Source organism: Marinomonas sp. UCMA 3892, from assembly GCF_012726345.1.
Classification (GTDB): Bacteria; Pseudomonadota; Gammaproteobacteria; order Pseudomonadales; family Marinomonadaceae; genus Marinomonas.
Genome location: NZ_PTXN01000011.1, coordinates 50,874 through 67,419, shown reverse-complemented (window position 1 = coordinate 67,419; position 16,546 = coordinate 50,874). Strand labels below are relative to the sequence as shown.

The window sequence follows — 16,546 nt, the reverse complement described above, 5'->3', positions numbered from 1 at the left end:
TGAGAAAAGTAGTTACTTCCCCATTAAATCCGCTTTAATAATATAGAGTCGATTCGAATCAATAGTATTTTTATCAAGGTGCTTTTGTTCTAGTTTGCCTTTGGTCGACCAAGTAGCAAAATCATCATCGTTTAGCACACCAAGATGATGTCCATCAATCACCCACAAACCTTCCATTTTATCGTGCGGATAAGCAACCGCTTTTACCATATCTACCACTAATGTTTTGTTAACTGGTTTAATTCCCTTTTCTGCTAACGCTTCCCAGCCATTTTTAATAGTGAACTGCTCTAACGTTAAGCCATCAATCATTAATCCATGGCTCTCATCACGAGTAATAGAAGAGGACAAAGCGACATTAGAAAGCGACGTTCCTGTGCTTAAGTCAATGCGATAAACATGCTTTTGAGCATTCGGCTTAGCTTTCGGTTCACCATCTGGACCTCCGAAAAGAAAAGCACCATCTCGCTCGATAACCAAAAACTTATTAGCTGTTAAAGTGGATATTTCTGAATTAGAGTTTTCATTTTTTTCTTGGCGGTACAAATACTGTTCAGTTTTACCTGTGATTAAATTCACCGTTACAATACGAGTCAAATCCGATTTTTGTGCAGCTTTATCAGGGTTCTGCAACGTCGATTGCATAATACCAACTAAAGTAGTTTCATCTGGTGTGATAGCTAAACCTTCCATGCCTCGGTTAGCACGACGATGCTGGAATACGGCAGGCAGGTGATAAACATCACGGCTGTCATCTTTAAAGGCATTAATACGACCAATTTCAACACCATTACTGTCAAAGTGGACAATATGTGGTCCATATTCATCACTCACCCAAAAAGTTCCGTCTTTCAGAGCGACTAAACCTTCACCATCTAAACCGTAATCGTCTAATTTAATTGGATTAGTTGCTTTGTCATAAGGCTTATTATCATTCATTAAAACAGGTTGACCATTTGAATGATAAGGCGTTTCCCCTGTACCACCTAACGCCGACGTATTCGGCAAACCGGAAATCAAACTACCTTCTGGGCGTTTCAATAAAATACTTTTTACCATCGAAACCTTGCCATCAGCAGAAACCTCAAACAAACCTATACGTGGGGTATAAGACGCCACAGGGAAGCTCTTACCTTTACCATATTCACCACTGTAATCAGCATTCGGCCCACGGTCAGTTAGAGCATAGAACTGGTTAGCTTGATTAGGGTTCGCTGTCATAGCAGAACCAAAACCACCATTTCGAATTTCAAATGGCTGATTCGTTTTACTATCAATCAGATCATCACGCAATACGGAATAGGGTAACTCACTACCTTGCTTTGGGAAGTTATCTACAAAACTAGACGTCGGTGCCGTTACTGAATTATTCGCGCAACCCGATAAAACACCAACAGAAACCAAACTTGCCAACCAGACCTTACTTGTCATTTTTTTACCCCTTTAGTGAAATTACACATCAGTGCATTTTATGATTCTCACTTAAAGATAAAGACTTGCCATGACGGTTTGATGAATTGACATTAAAAAGCCCGAACATTGACTATCAATGACTCGAGCTGAAATTGCTATTTTTGATATTACTTAATACACAAATTAGGCCCCATTTGTTTAATATTACTCATACTTAGCTTGCTCCACGACATAGTCTTCGACTTCTGTATTATGACGCCATAGCAATATAGAAAAATTGTCATCGTTGATGCTGAATCTTGGGGCTTATAATTTAATAAAATGCTTTATAAAAACATAACCCCAGCAAAAGCTAGGACTATGTTTTAAAGCTATAGAGTTATCAATGTACTCAATTATCAAGTCGACTTAGAATAAGTCTGCGCGGGATCGGTAATTTTAATCGTTACATTAATGGTGCTCACCGGATCTTTTGAGCCTTTAGAATCCGTTGCTGGCGCAGTGACTTTTAAAGTGCCTTTTATCACGGTATCGGCTTTTACCACTTGCGCACTCGAAAAGGTTTTCGTGGTCAGATTAGAAATCCCTGTGATGGCATCCCCTTGCGCCTTGCCACCGGAATACGAGGAATGGTCATAAGCCGTCTGATAACCGGACAGCCAGTCGACTAAATCTGCTTCAAGCAAAATCGATTTACCATCTATTTTCATGGTATTCATCGTCGATGTTGCCACCGTATCCGATGTCTTCGCAATTTTTTGTGGTCCATCAACAGTAATGGACACCGTCGTTCCGTCTATACAAATAAGAGGCATGGCGCTCTGTCCTATCTTTCCATTTATATTTTATTCAATACACGAGTATCTAGAGACTTGTGTGGCCTAGAACAGCATGAGCTAAAACAACACTAGTTCCAGTCACATCGCTCGCCTGTCCACTCGTGAACCTCTTCTGGCCATTTTGCTTTAAAGGGCGTCCAAAGCGCCATCTTGTTAGGCTTAATAAGTAACATAATGGGTAAGCCAATGATAAACAGCAAAGTAGTTTTAACATAGCCTTCTTCCTTTGCCGTCTTAGTACTGTAGCGAGGACATCTTGGCCGTTCATCCATTTCAATATAAAGAGGTTCTTCGCCATTCATATAACGACGAACGTATTCCCAGTAATCATAAAGCGGGATATGGTGGTTCATGTTATGGAAGATGTTCAGCTCTACATAGGTTTGTCCACTTAGTGTTGGCTTGACCGCGTGTTTAGGGTTCAACCACAAACTCAGTTGATAACCATCCCGTAACCCACGGTAACCTTCATTTTGCTTGGCGACCCGAATGGAAAATTCACATTCCTGCCATGGAATGCGGTACAAAACTTTTTTATGCCAGACGTACACTTCTTGATTGGCTTTATGAAAACGCATTGGTTTCGCAAGAGGACGAAACAAGGTGAGAATACTGAGCGCAAAACACAAACCATAAATGCTGTACTCAAAATAGCTGGGGATAAAATCGTCGGTGACAATACCGTTGGAAAAGTAGACAAAGCCCCACCAAATAAAGGCAAAAAACAAGCCGCCATAAAAAAACATGTCTCGGTTAGTAACCGAATTCACCCGCATGTCCAGATACCCTGGGTGGCCCCCTGCGGAAGAGTATTCAAACACTTCACCTAATGCCTCAGTTTCCTCCCCTGATGCCTTTAAAGGGGTTTTAACATCTTGCTTTAAAGGCTCATGCAATAAAGATCGTCCTTTAGGATAATGTTTTATCGCATGCTCCGTTCGCATAAACTTAGGAGTGACTCCCATATCTTCGGGAGCTGTCCACAAATTAGGTCCTACTTGTTTAATATTACTCATACTGTGTTTGCTCCATGACAAAGTCTTCGACTTCTGTATTATGACGCCATAGCAATATAGAAAAATTGTCATCGTCGATGGTGGTTTTGGGACTTCTAATTTAATGCTTTATAAAAACGTAGCCCCAGCAAAAGCTAGGGCTATGTTTTAAAGTGGTAGCGTTATCAATGCACTCAATTATCAAGTCGACTTAGAATAAGTCTGCGCGGGATCGGTGATTTTAATCGTTACGTTAATAGTGCTCACCGGATCTTTTGAACCTTTAGAATCTGTTGCTGGCGCAGTTACTTTTAAAGTGCCTTTTATCACGGTATCGGCTTTAACCACCTGAGCACTCGAAAAGGTTTTCGTGGTCAGATTAGAAATCCCTGTGATGGCATCCCCTTGCGCCTTGCCACCCGAATACGAGGAATGGTCATAAGCCGTCTGATAACCAGACAGCCAATCGGCTAAATCTGCTTCAAGCAAAATCGATTTACCATCTATTTTCATGGTATTCATCGTTGACGTTGCCACCGTATCCGATGTCTTCGCTATGGTTTGTGGTCCATCAACACTAATGGACACCGTCGTTCCGTCTATACAAATAAGAGGCATGGCGCTCTGTCCTATCTTTCCATTTATATTTTATTCAATACACGAGTGTCTAAAGACTTGTGTGGCTTCATTGCTTTACCACCCAACAAAAATAACTAATGCCAATTACAACGTTCTCCCGTCCACTCGTGAACCTCTTCTGGCCATTTTTCTTTGAAGGGGCTTAATAAGGCCACTTTATCTGGCTTAAATAACAAAAGCAGTGGTGCTGTTAATGCGACCATGATGAGAAATTTTATATAACTTTCTTCATCAGGATCATATTTCAAATGAATATTTCTTGGGCGTTTACTAATATCCATATAGATAGGCTTGTCTCCTGTCATATATCGACGCACGTATTCCCAATACGCATAAAGAGGCGTGTGATGCTCCATATTATGAAACATATTCAATGGCACATGTTTTTGCCCTGTTAAATCTTTGTTGATGGCATGTTTAGGGTTGAGCCATAAGGTCAGTTGATAACCATCTTGGGAACCTTTTAAGCCAAGATTACGCTTAGTAACTTGGATGGAGATTTCACACTCATCCCAAGGTATACGATACAAAATCTTTTTGTGCCATACATACACCTCCTGATTGTCTTTATGAAAACGTACCGGCGTATGTAAAGTGCGAAACAAACAAACAAGAGCGCCAATAATAAAAAACGCATAGCCACTATAGATGCTTATATCCCTTAGCTGGGGATCAGGAAGATAGGACAACACAAAGGATTCAAACGACCACCAAAACAGCAAGCCAATGACTCCCATCATATAGAAACCTTCTCCACGATTAGCCACAGAATCGACTCGCATATCCAAATAGCCTTCATGTCCGCCCGCCGAGGAGCCTTCAAAAACTTCACCTAAATCTTCTGTTTCCTTGCTTTTAAACACTAAGGGCAATTTTTTATCCCCCGGTTGCAAAGTTTCATGTATCAATGACTCCCCATTAGGGTAATGATTAATAGCATGCTCAGTGCGTTTAAACTGGGGAGTAATACCTCGTCGAGTAGGCCCTTGCCAAAGGTTAGCCCCAACCTGTTTAATTTTACTCATGGTGTAGCTGTCTCCAAATGAAACTCTTCAATCTCGGTGTGATCCCGCCAAAAAGCCAAAATAGAACCGCCATCGGCTATGGTGATTTTAGGGTAAGTTAAATTAATGGGGATACCTGCGGGTTGGTCATATTCCAATGACAAATTATATTCGGTGTAATTCATTCCTTGAGTTGAGACAGGTCTACCCATTTGACCTGCCCCTCGAATCGGCTGTGGCGCTAACTTGCGCTCATCCACTTCAAGAGTCAAAATGCCTGATTGATTTTTTATATCAAGCTGACCTTTTAGCTTATTCATTTGCCAGCGGTTTTCAGTGCTACTTGTAGCCAACAGGACAGACTTTACTCCAGTACGTCTACCCGTAATAGAGAAAGTCACATCACTGACTCCTTTTATAAATTGGGGGAATTCTACTTGAATCTTAAACACACTGAGCGCACCTTCTTTCGTTTGCTCTACAATTTGCGCCATGGGCTTGTAGAGATAGTCGCAAAAAGCCCGCAATTCCTTTTTCAGCCCAGATACTACTCCTTTACGAATAGCGTCATCGGATATATCAGCACTAAGATACTCTTCTTTCTCTTCCAAGCTGGACACATCCTTATTGTACTTATATTGCCCCTTGCCCCAATACGAAGTTTTAAGCAGAAGTGCCAACTTATCATCCGCCACCATATCGCGCCAAAAATCAAACGCCACCCCCAACACACCTAGTATGGTTCCTAAAATCACTAAGGCCGGACCACTAAAGAAAATAGCGGTTATAAAAAGGGCGGCAGAAGCGGCATTAGCCACGAGCGACAGAGTCGATAGGGTTACTACGCCAGTACTTTGCTGTTCTGCATCGTCTGACCGCTTTAACCAGCTTGAAAAAGTCGCGACCAAAGCCCCAATGGCAGGCAAAGCCCGAAATGCACCGTTAACAAACTTAGCCGCTTTATTCCCAATATCTTCATAAAAATCCATTTGTTTTTTTACATCAAACTCATAACGCCTAAAATAAGTTTCCCCTAGTTTTTTTCTTTTTAGTAAATCTGCAGTCTTATTTCCTAAAGCTGTGGCCCCAGTGGTTTTCATATAACCAGTAAAACTTTGCCCAGCAAAGGATTTGCTGAATACAGTGTCTACCAAGGCCATGGAGGCGATACTCAAACTAAACAAGGCAGTATAGAAGTCTGCTTTGGCTTTGAAGCTCCTGTCTTGTTCCATGGCATCATATAACTTTACTGTGTTAAACAACTGGCCCAACGCAAAAATGCCCACCAATTTAGTTTGACTGGCAGTAGAAAAGATTTTCTCCGTCTTCGCATACACTGTTTTCAGCGTCGTGTTGTTTTTGCCATAGACTTCCGCTGCGTTTAAATATTTAGCAAAAGGTTTTGGATACTTAGCTTGGTTGCGTGTAAAGGGATCTCCTGGTGGAGCACCTTGCTCTAAATCCAGCAAATCGACATAGTTACTGACGCGGCGAAGTTGTCGAATATCCTGCGACAACACTTGTTTCAAAGGCTGGTTTAGAGTGACAGCCGTCATGGCCGCATATGACGCTTTCAGGTCAAAAGCCACATCATGTAAGTTAGCTTTGTAGGTTGGAAATTGTAATCCATAGCGCAAGCTCATGTTGGCAATCATCTTCTTCCATAGGACTTGCGCTCCTTCGCTTTTAACACCTAAATGCGTTAAATGTCCCGTTAAAGCATGCATTAATGCTTCTGTTGAAGGAGTAGCACGGGCTTTATACAATAAAAGCTCATGTGCTTTTACTATTTCTGTACGCGCTGCATCAACCACACCATTGATAGCATTCAACCATGAAGAACCCGTTATTAAGAAAGTGCCAAAACCCATGGCGATAAAATAATGAGCACCATTTCCTTCAATTGTTATGCTCAAATCTGTTTCATTGGTTTGAGCAAGTTGACTAGATAATGAGTCAACCCACTTGGCAACAATCTCAGCTCCTTTATCTGGGGCGTTAATATTATTCAGGGAAGCGGCTAATAAATTCTCTTTTAACAAAAACTGTGCTTCATCATTATCATCGAACCAAGAAAAAGCTAAGTCCAAAATACGACTACCATCTTGTATCCACGTTACCCAGTCCTCAGCAAGGTCTTCAAGCACTTTCTTATATTCACTGCCAGCCTTATCATTGTTATTTAGAAGTTGATCCATCTCACTAACATGAACATAAGCTTCTAATTCTGCCTTTTTTTCTTGCGCGTTTTTCTCGGCTTGAGCAGCGACATCCTTTTTATAGTCGCTAAAGTATTCTTGAAACGAGGCTTCATGTTCTGCTCGCTTCTCTTCAAATATTCTGTTCTTTTTCTCATCGGAGAACCCTGATACGATGAGAGACTGAGTTAACTCAGGTGGCGGAAAGGTTCCAAACAATACTCGTAATCGACCTTCATCCATTTCTGTCGCTTTATTCGCTTTGTTCGCTTCTCTATTAATAAGAGCCCGAGTCAATTTCGCCATTTGGAACGGATGCTGAACAGTCGCCATATTGGACATAACCATTTCGTAAGCAATGGAGAACTCTCGACATAAGTCTGTGGTGATGCCAATGGCGTCCACAAGACAAACGCCATAGTTATTGTCTGGGGTAGCGCTTTGACAGTCACCGATAAAAGTATTTTCATCAGTACTGGTTTCTAGAGGGTTGGCGCTCCAGTCAAGCAAGCTCGTGACATTGGGGGCCAATTCAGCAAGATATTTTTTTACATCAAAAAGAGGAAAGGTTTCTTCTTGTTGACCTTTGGCGGCCTTAGCAAAATCTATCATTTGACCAGCCTTTTCGATCAAGTCAGGATTGGCTTGTAATAAATCTATCCGCGCTTGGGTCAAGGGTGCTTGGGTCAGCCACATGATGACTTTGCTGTCTTTAGGCTGTTTGAGTAGCGGTAAGGCAGAGACGATCTCTTGAGTAGGTTCGCCAAACAGACATTTGCCCTGACCTTTTCCATCGGCGTAGACCACTTGCAGCAAATATTTTTCTTCTGGATGGTAGAGATACACCACCTGATCGGACAGCAGACGCGTAATATATTTGTGCTGGGTTAAAGCGGGCAAGTTAGAGTTTAGAGTTAAGTCTTCAGCTAAATTAATCTCACTGTCATCTTCCGCCACGGCATAACGCAAGGGTTTGATGGTCAGCCATTCGGCTTGCAAGGGACACTCTTCTACCCCGCCGTCGGTTTTGGAGTTACTTTGCGAGAGTGCGTCTTTCGTTGCTGGATCTTCGACTTTTTCAGAAATAGACAGTTGATCGCCCACTTTAATGTCATTGCCGTCGCTGATAGATTGGTTGGCCGCTAATAATTTTTTCTGTGAAATACCATTGGCTTTTGCAATAGCAGAAATCGTATCGCCTGCTTCAATGATGTAATTTTTCATGCCGTCACTTCCTTATTATTTCGCTGTTCCAGCTCGTACTCTAATGCCTGTAAATTGGCTTCCTGTAACCGGTCTTCAATCGGTTGCGATTTGTCTTCTAATATCTTTGCAATGTCGTTATGCGGGCTCTCTGGGTGCCAAATATCCCCCAATCGACAGAGAATATTCATGTAACAGGTGGCGTCTTTTTGTGTCACTTGCTCAAGAGATTCCAGCTTTTTTAATTGCTCTAGTACATGTTGATGTTTGTTGTCTTTGTCATGCCAATAATCCGGAAAATGTTTGTCCACATGCAGAATCAGACGGTGTGCGGAAGCGTATCGCTTCGCATCCGTTAGACCTTGCCATTCAGGATCGGTAAATTGCGCATGCTCAAGAGGTGTTGCATCAGCTAGTTCTGGCCGCTCTGCATAAAAATAGTGTTGATCAACATAATCTGGTAACCAGATTTTGCTGATAGGGCCTAGCCAGGCGACTTGCCGTGTTTCTTCGGTGATGTTCAATAAATGGTATAAAGCAATGGGATCGTATAAACGACTCAAGGAACCTTCTAGCCCTATGTGCTGACAATGTATTAATGTATGCCAGTGCTCAGCCAGCTCCTCCAACGAAGCATTAGACTCAAACACTAAACCAAATCGCCAAGGTGCTTTAGATTGCGCCCAAGCTTCGATATCTGGATGATAACTTACCAGCATAGGTGCCACGTCAAGCACGTCTTTCCATTTGGTATTAACAAACAAGTTACGAAATTCAGCGCCTTGATGATGATTAACAAATTGATTGATTAAGATCTGCTGTGCATCCTCAACAATTAAGGCACCATCAATAATCATCCATTTAGACTTAAAGTCCGTTGCTGCAGTCTCTGCAGACTGAGAAGCTGAATCAGTGATTCTGTCAATTGGTCTGAAAAATGTCATTCTGTTGCCGCCTCTTCACAAGCCTGACAAATAGGAGTGCCCTGCTCTGCGGCGGTGACTATGGCTTGTTTTTGCTGAACCGGAACAACCGGTGCCTCATTCCCCTCAGGCGCTTCAAGGTTGGCGTCGTACTCAGGTGAAACCACATTGAGCGGTGTTTCCGCTTGCGATCCTCCTAAGCCACTGCCCGATCCTGCGCTGCCGCCGGAGTTTAGGTTGATGGCGGAGCCGACGAGGTGCACGCCTGAGCCATCTATTTTTACGAAGCTGCCCCCTGCCGTTAAGGTGAGTTCGGCGCCTGCATCAACGACCAGTTTCACACCGCTGCTTAAATGCACTTCGTTGCCCGCGTCCAGCACGGCTTTCGAGCCGACTTTCTGTTGCAGACTTCCGTCCACCATGAGTGTGTGGTCTTTGTCGATCTTATGACGACTCTCGCCTTTGATGGTCAGGTGGTCATTGCCTGTGCCGTTGTCACCGCCGATTTGGGTGAAGCGGTCGTTGTCGATTTGTCCGTGTTGGTCGTGGCCGATGTGGGTGATGCGGTCGTTAAGTACATCGGTTTCCATGTCTTTTTGTGCGTGGACATAGACTTTTTCGTTGTCGACTTGGTCTTCGAATGAGATCTCGTTAAAACCTTCGCCCTGGTGGGTATCGCTGCGCCACACGGTTTTGGTTTTATGGTCAGGCAAAAGATACGGTGGCGTGTTTTTGGCGTTAAAGGTGCGTCCGGTCACGATCGGTTGATCGGGGTCGCCATTTAAAAAGCTGACGATGACTTCGCTGCCGATTCGTGGAATCGCCATCATGCCGTGTTGGTTGCCAGCCCAGCCTTGGGAGACACGTACCCAGCAGGAGCTGTGGTCGTTGGCTTCGCTGTAGCGGTCCCACGGGAAGTGCAGTTTGACTCGTCCGTGTTCGTCACAGAAGATTTCTTCTCCTTCGGGCCCCACCACAATGGCCATCATGGGGCCATCGACACTGGGTTTGGGTTGCGGTGTCGCTTGCCAGTTGGTGGTGGCTGGGATGAAGGTAAATGTATTGCTATAGTTTGTGCTGCCAGATTGGCCTTCTTCTTCCAAGACTTGCGGTTGGGTGCCGTAATGTTCAACCGAGACGGGCAGCCATTCTTGGTTGATGCTGTCTTCGCTGTGGCCTTCGATGGTGATTTTTAGGCCCGCTTGGATGGCGGCGTGGTTGCTTTCTCCTACGAGGGTGCGCGCACTGCGACGTAGGTATTCGAGGCGGATGCGTGAAAAGGCTTTGCCCGTGACATCGTCTTTGAAGCGCCCAGGGGCATCGTAGTGCTCGTAGTTTGGCAGCTGGTAGTCTAGGTTCTCGCCGTCTTGTTGGTGCAAAAAGCGGTAGTCGGGCTTTTTAAAGCTGTAGTCTTTAAGCACAGCTTGGCTAGGCAAGCTTTGTGTATGGTGCGTCAGGGTGGCGATGTATTGGTCGTCTGAGCCGCCACCCGATAAGACGTTGTACGGAATCGGCGTTGGGTGTTTGGGCAGTAGTTGGCTTTGATCCGCAAAGTGCAGTTGGTGTTTGCCTTCTTCGTGGGTGAAGTAGTAGACCCAGCCTTCTTCGGCCGCCAAACGGTGAACAAAATCTAAGTCACTCTCACGGTACTGGACACAGAACTCGCGCTCAAGCGGTGTACGTTGGGTATCAAACAGGTGTTCGGTGATGCCCATTTCATTCAGCAGTTGGCTGATGATGTCTTGCGCGGTTTGCTTTTGGAARATACGGCTGTTGTGACGTAGCGATAAGCGTTCCAATGCTGGAACCAAGGTTAAGCCGTAGTAGGTAAAGTGGTGTCCGGTGTCGCCTTTTTCAAAATGACGAACAATGCCGTGYACTCGTTGAATCAGTTCGCCGTTACGAAACACGCGYAGCTCGGCGTTTTTATCGACGATGGTATCAGCAGACAGATCCGATTGACGGCTGGCGAGGGCCAATTGGTAACGGAAGCCATAACAAGGCGAGCCGTCTTTTAGCAGGGAATCGGAGAGCGATTCGTGCCCTTGGTATTCTCGGACAAGCAGAGTGTTGTCTTCCATGCCGTCGAGYGCCAGTGTAAACRTCAATGTAGCCATACCAGTTTCCTTTGTTATGACGGTCTATCTCATTCGTAGAATGCAAGTGGTGAAGTGCCTATTTTAAACAGCCCATTATTCACGTTCGATACAGACCATCTACCCCGAAGAACGTGAGGAATGCGCAAAAAATGTGAACCATTAATACGCAAAAAGGCCGCCTGAGCAAACAGGCGGCCTAAACCAAAACGAGCTTACGCTTCGATTGGCTTGCTCCAGTCGTCTGAACCAGACGTACCAGAGTTGATGTGATCCCAAGTGATCTTACGGTAAGCCATAGAGACTGTTAGGTTCTGTGTGAAGTTGCCCATCGCTGGGTCTTGGCAATGTGGCATTTCGCAATGGATGTCTACGATGACCGCGCCTTCTAGTGCGGTAACGAAGAAGTTCTCTTGCTTGCCTTCTGCAGACGTGCGGTACCATTTCAATTCCACTTTTGGCAATTTTTCGCCAGAAGACAGTGCGTTGTAAAGCAATGGAACCGCTTTGTTCAAAGCAACGGTGAATTTGAATGGCTTGTGTACGCGTTGACCAGATGGGTTACCAGACTGTGGGTTAGTCGGTACAGTGACGTTGTGGTCAAAGCGTTGCACCAGCATTTCGTCATCATGACCTTCCAAGCCTACGTCACCGATAGAATCGACTGTCATGGCACCAGCAGTGATAAGACCCTGAGATTCCCCTTCGATCGAGATAAAACATGGCGTTGGCATAGTAAAATTCCTTATTTAAAAATAGTAAAAACGTGTTTTTAACACTCGCCCTAGGAAAAGCAAGATAGATGCCAATTAAAAATAGTTAATATTTTCAATGGGTTAATAAAAACACACTCTACCATCGAGCAAAACTTCGCTTGAGGTCAGGCGAAAAATCGCCCGACGAGCGAGAGTTTGCTTACTCAATAAAACTGACGACTCGCAGTCTTAAATCACTTCGGCCAATACAACATGACAACAAAAGTAAATGCTGCACTAATCAAACTTGCAGCCGCCACTAACGCGGTATCATTCCAAGAAAATTTTGACAGTTCTTCTACCACTCGCTCTTGCACTTTTTCACTGCGGTGATACCGCATCTCAAGACGCTCAATGTACTGCAGGAGATGCAATGCAATCTCTTCAAAGATGCCTTCATTCATTTCCAGCTGGCTGCCTAGCACATCATCTAAGATCTGGCATTCTCGCTCACAACGATATAGGTCTCGCATTGCGTCATAGCTAGGTTGCATGCTACCTATATCTGTGATGATTTCTTTTTTAATCCAACCCACTAAGCCCTTATTTAACTTTTGCTGTTTTAAATCATGGCTATTTTGATTTAATAAAGCCGAGTTGATTAAGGTAAGACCGTTTGCCAACCCACGAAAGCCCTGAGTTTTAAATGCCGCGACGGTAAAGTAACTGGCGATGATTAAATCAACCCCAACACTTTCTGCCAGCGACTCAGCATCTGAATAAACACTTTGCCAATCAAAGTTACTTTTGGGTAAAGCGGCTCTACGATTAATACTATCTTTGATAGCACAGTACAGCTCTTCATCTCGAATCAGACTGGAGTCAGACTCTATATAAAAGCGCCTATTCTCGATATAAATTACATTTTTCATGCGATCATAATGGTCAATATAGGGGAGGAAAAACCTCCCCTACCGATTAATACAAGGTTTTAGACAGCTCGAAGTTTTTAAATAAGCGCTGAGTAAACGGATTGGAGGTGGTTGCATTCACTTTGACTTCCATATCGCCATTATCAACCGTAAATTGATAAGTCACGCTGGAGTCACTAGCGCCCACCACTTTCGCTGTATCAAGCAAACGATAAAGCGACCAAGGACCTTCTGTTGAGATACTACGCGGTGACTCGTTAGCCTCAGTTGGCACTAAGGTCAATTTCGATGTGGTGTTATCTCTTAGCGTATTCGGCCAAATAACTTCTACATTATTTCTTGGTCCATGACTGTAAGATAAATATTGACCATCGATATTCAACACGCCTCTTCGCTTATTCGCAGATAAAAGGATCGGCTCCACGCCGAAGCTAACATCCAATATGCCTTTTCTATTAAAGAAAGCTTCTTGAATTAATTTTGCTTTTTCTAGCTGCTTAAGCACATCCTTACGGATCAATGATTTACCATGATGACCGCCATTGATATTGGAGTTTTCATCAATAAACATTTTTAACTGATCGTTATAGAATCGGTCTAAAATGCCGTCTGGCGCAAAGAAGGCTTCAAAGTCTTGCAACGACACATCACGACTTGAGCTAGGATCAAACGGATAGCGTCCGGCAAATTTCTGCTCATAGACTTTATAGATGTCGTCATGCCATCTCACTTCTAAGTAACGAATTGCTTCTTGCTTAATGACATACCAACTTTCATCAGCCAGCTTAGACATCATAGAATCCAGAGGTTTTGGAAGCCCTGTCGCCACCCTAGAAAGGGTGTAAATTGGATCAACACTATTCAATGAAGCTCGTGATTTAGTCGTCTCTAATGCGGCACGTCCCATATCAGGAGCATCTTGAATTGCTGCAAGATAAGTTCTTAATTGCTCAATAGATAACAATAGTTCATCAATATAAGCTGGCTGACCATCGTTAGATTCCACAATACGGTTCAGCTCAGCAAACGGCGCATTCAATCTAGAAGCCAAGTTGTAGCTAGCACTTTTCAGCATTTCTTCACGCGCTTCTCCATCCTCAGGAATTTCAGGATAGAGTTTGGTGTTATCCCTTAAGGCAGCAAGCAAGCGCTGCAAAGGTTTGCCATTGCCGGTTAGATTATCCAATACATCGACGGCTTCGCTGATATTAGAGAAGTTCTTAATATCAATTTCATTTAAAACATTTCGCCATGTATTCGTGTAATCACTGACATAGGAATCTCTAATTTTTTCTTTCAATGCCTGCTTATCAGCTTTACTGAATTGCGCTGTTTCCGTTTGTCCTAACACCCAGCTGTCAATCAAAGCCAAATCAGACACGGATTCAGATTGCGGTAGGAAATAGCTTTTAAAGCCTTCTTTGGTCAAGACTTTAGGGACATTCAGTTTATCGCTGCCAATTTCTCTTTCATCGAATACTAGATTGAATGAAGGACCAACCAAGGTACGAATATTAAGATCGGCACCAAGTGCAGTTTGCGCTGACAGTTTTAGGTTTCTGTAAACACGTTCATCAATCGCCAAAGAGCTTAAACCATCTTGGGTGGTGGCGATTAACTTATCGTAAGGTCGCAATACTTTATCGGCATTTTCATCTCCAGCAAGGCGAGCCCCATAGAGATCTGTATGCTGCAACGCGTAGGCTAAATGCTGTAAAAGCTTGTCTTGAATCGCCTTGTTTCCGGAATATTTAACTTGCCACTTGCGTGAAAAATAATTCAGTACAAACTCATCATAACGACCGTTTTTATCCACCAGCATTCGATAAACTCTCAATATTGAAAGCTTATTTTCGTCCGTATCGGCGCTTTTAAGATCAGCGACCAGCTCCATCATTAAAGAAGGTAGATAACGGTACTCCAGCAGATTCAGATACGTCATTTCGACTTGAGGACCAATGGCATGCCCTTGATATAAACCTAAATCTGAAATGTATCTTGGCTTATCACGGAAAAAACCAAACTCTAAAGTCGCATCACGAATGGTATTCAACGGCGGCAAGATCTCATTCTGAGACACCAAGTCCATATCCGCAGGATACTCTTCCATGTACAAGTTAACCTTGCTCAATACCGCATCCGCTTGCTCAATATTTTTTAAATAATAACGGTGCCATGATCCGATCAGTATCAAAGAGATAATGGAACAAGACACTGTGCTCAAGAGCATAATGCGTTTTTTCTGTTTACTCACTCGGAAGTTATCCGATGCCAAACCCGCTTCTGGATAAATAATGTTATTAAACAAATTCTTGGTGAAGTACATGGTCGAGTTTTTGGCATTTTGAGCACTGTTTATGGCATGAGTCAGACCATAACGTCGTGACGAGGCATCATCAAAGGCGTTAGTTGGAACACCTTGCTGATAAACAGACGTAAAGTACACTCCACGTACCAATGCTGAAGTAGAGAATTGGTCGCTACTTAACGCATCTTGGAAAAACACTGACAGTATGTCTTTTAAACCACTGATTTGTCTTGTGAAGCTGTACACAGCATTACGATCTTCATCACTAATGTTCTTAGCGACTATGTGAGGCAATATGGCATTAACGCGGCTAATAAACTCTTCGTATTCCGCATCAAACTCCTTCATCCAGTTATCATGGTCATCAACAGAGGAAAGCGAGAAGGTAAAACCAAGCACCTCTTCACGTTGTTCTTTCGTGTAATTTTTAAAGAATGGTTCAAAACCATAGAGCAAATCTAGCTTGGTTAAGGTCACATACACAGGCAAGCGAGTGGACAAGGTTTCCATAAGCTCACGGATTCGAGACCTTAAAATAGTCGCGAATGCTTTTCTTTCATAAATAGTTGAGGTAGCTAATTTCGATACATCAAGCGCTAATACAATACCGTTCAGCGGACGGCGGCTGCGAGTTCGTTCAAGCCAATGTATAAAATGTTCCCATAGGCGTTTTTCCATCACGCCATCGCTAGTTGGATCAGAAACATTCTTGCCTTGCGTCAATAACTCGCCATCTGGATCAATCAATACAGAAGTATCACCAACCCACCAATCAAAAGAATAAGCGTTTTTACTGCCCTCTCCGGAAGATTTTAGAATGGAGGAGAAAGTAAAATCCTGACCAGAGCGGTTAATTAGGCTGGTTTTACCGGCATTTTCAAGCCCCATGACAAGATACCAAGGCAAAGCATAAAGATAGTTACGCTTATTAAGGCTTTCTTGCATGTTAGTCATGACTTTATTTAATTCGGCCTCTTGGTTTTCTTCGGCCGCTTTTACAGGGTCTTCTCGCAGCTCTTCTTCACGTTGAAGTTCTGCGTGATAAGCATTGAGCTTACGCCACTGAAATAGTCCCCAAGCCGCCAAACAGGCAAGAGAGAAAATAACCATAGTCAATAAACGAGCACTAATAGACGCCAATGGCGCCTCTTCGTTTATGATTAGCCACGGCCCTGTCAACCAAATAGCAAGGTTGATTAGGATGACTATTAGTAAGGTTAAAAACGGCAGCGCCGCCACAAGGCTGGGTACGAGTTTTTTTAATAGGCCAACTAAAGGTTTGAACATGAACTATCCTTGAT

Annotated in this window: 11 protein-coding genes; all 11 read right to left on the bottom strand. The window is 43.5% G+C overall.

The window, feature by feature from the left end; all coding sequences use genetic code 11:
• Nucleotides 1-12: 12 nt before the first annotated feature.
• The 11 genes from B6N13_RS15955 to tssM all read right to left on the bottom strand — a co-directional run bounded on the left by B6N13_RS15955 (nt 13) and on the right by tssM (nt 16,532).
• Nucleotides 13-1,431 (bottom strand): esterase-like activity of phytase family protein, encoded by a 1,419-nt coding sequence (locus tag B6N13_RS15955; RefSeq protein ID WP_169459963.1) that lies wholly within the window; start codon nt 1,429-1,431, stop codon nt 13-15.
• A gap of 380 nt (nt 1,432-1,811) precedes the next feature.
• The gene (locus B6N13_RS15950; protein ID WP_169459962.1) at nt 1,812-2,228 is read right to left on the bottom strand and encodes a hypothetical protein; all 417 of its coding nucleotides are present in this window, start codon (nt 2,226-2,228) and stop codon (nt 1,812-1,814) included.
• A gap of 92 nt (nt 2,229-2,320) precedes the next feature.
• A complete protein-coding gene (locus B6N13_RS15945; protein WP_169459961.1) occupies nt 2,321-3,268 on the bottom strand; it encodes a DUF6708 domain-containing protein in 948 nt (315 codons plus the stop codon).
• A 180-nt stretch (nt 3,269-3,448) separates the two neighbouring features.
• On the bottom strand, nt 3,449-3,865 hold the full coding sequence (locus B6N13_RS15940) for a hypothetical protein (protein WP_169459960.1): 417 nt from the start codon (nt 3,863-3,865) through the stop codon (nt 3,449-3,451).
• 95 nt (nt 3,866-3,960) lie between these two features.
• Nucleotides 3,961-4,911: a hypothetical protein gene (locus B6N13_RS15935; protein WP_169459959.1), complete on the bottom strand. Its 951-nt coding sequence runs from the start codon at nt 4,909-4,911 to the stop codon at nt 3,961-3,963.
• On the bottom strand, nt 4,908-8,312 hold the full coding sequence (locus B6N13_RS15930) for a LysM peptidoglycan-binding domain-containing protein (protein WP_169459958.1): 3,405 nt from the start codon (nt 8,310-8,312) through the stop codon (nt 4,908-4,910). The genes B6N13_RS15935 and B6N13_RS15930 overlap by 4 nt, the downstream gene beginning before the upstream one ends.
• Nucleotides 8,309-9,235, bottom strand: coding sequence for a DUF4123 domain-containing protein (locus B6N13_RS15925; protein ID WP_169459957.1), 927 nt, complete (start codon nt 9,233-9,235; stop codon nt 8,309-8,311). Before B6N13_RS15925 ends, B6N13_RS15930 begins: the two co-directional genes overlap by 4 nt.
• On the bottom strand, nt 9,232-11,331 hold the full coding sequence (gene tssI, locus B6N13_RS15920) for a type VI secretion system tip protein TssI/VgrG (protein ID WP_169459956.1): 2,100 nt from the start codon (nt 11,329-11,331) through the stop codon (nt 9,232-9,234). The genes B6N13_RS15925 and tssI overlap by 4 nt, the downstream gene beginning before the upstream one ends.
• A gap of 194 nt (nt 11,332-11,525) precedes the next feature.
• Entirely contained in the window at nt 11,526-12,044 is a 519-nt protein-coding gene (locus B6N13_RS15915) for an Hcp family type VI secretion system effector (RefSeq protein ID WP_012068897.1), read from the bottom strand.
• A gap of 215 nt (nt 12,045-12,259) precedes the next feature.
• A complete protein-coding gene (locus B6N13_RS15910) occupies nt 12,260-12,937 on the bottom strand; it encodes a type VI secretion system ImpA family N-terminal domain-containing protein (protein ID WP_169459955.1) in 678 nt (225 codons plus the stop codon).
• A 46-nt stretch (nt 12,938-12,983) separates the two neighbouring features.
• Entirely contained in the window at nt 12,984-16,532 is a 3,549-nt protein-coding gene (gene tssM, locus B6N13_RS15905) for a type VI secretion system membrane subunit TssM (protein WP_169459954.1), read from the bottom strand.
• Nucleotides 16,533-16,546 lie beyond the last annotated feature (14 nt).

Bases quoted from the DNA above. Each gene is read 5' to 3' on its own strand.
- B6N13_RS15945 (WP_169459961.1), bottom strand. From the start codon at position 3,268: ATGAGTAATATTAAACAAGTAGGACCTAATTTGTGGACAGCTCCCGAA.
- B6N13_RS15935 (WP_169459959.1), bottom strand. From the start codon at position 4,911: ATGAGTAAAATTAAACAGGTTGGGGCTAACCTTTGGCAAGGGCCTACT.
- B6N13_RS15930 (WP_169459958.1), bottom strand. From the start codon at position 8,312: ATGAAAAATTACATCATTGAAGCAGGCGATACGATTTCTGCTATTGCA.
- B6N13_RS15925 (WP_169459957.1), bottom strand. From the start codon at position 9,235: ATGACATTTTTCAGACCAATTGACAGAATCACTGATTCAGCTTCTCAG.
- B6N13_RS15955 (WP_169459963.1), bottom strand. From the start codon at position 1,431: ATGACAAGTAAGGTCTGGTTGGCAAGTTTGGTTTCTGTTGGTGTTTTA.
- B6N13_RS15940 (WP_169459960.1), bottom strand. From the start codon at position 3,865: ATGCCTCTTATTTGTATAGACGGAACGACGGTGTCCATTAGTGTTGAT.
- B6N13_RS15910 (WP_169459955.1), bottom strand. From the start codon at position 12,937: ATGAAAAATGTAATTTATATCGAGAATAGGCGCTTTTATATAGAGTCT.
- B6N13_RS15950 (WP_169459962.1), bottom strand. From the start codon at position 2,228: ATGCCTCTTATTTGTATAGACGGAACGACGGTGTCCATTACTGTTGAT.
- B6N13_RS15915 (WP_012068897.1), bottom strand. From the start codon at position 12,044: ATGCCAACGCCATGTTTTATCTCGATCGAAGGGGAATCTCAGGGTCTT.
- tssM (WP_169459954.1), bottom strand. From the start codon at position 16,532: ATGTTCAAACCTTTAGTTGGCCTATTAAAAAAACTCGTACCCAGCCTT.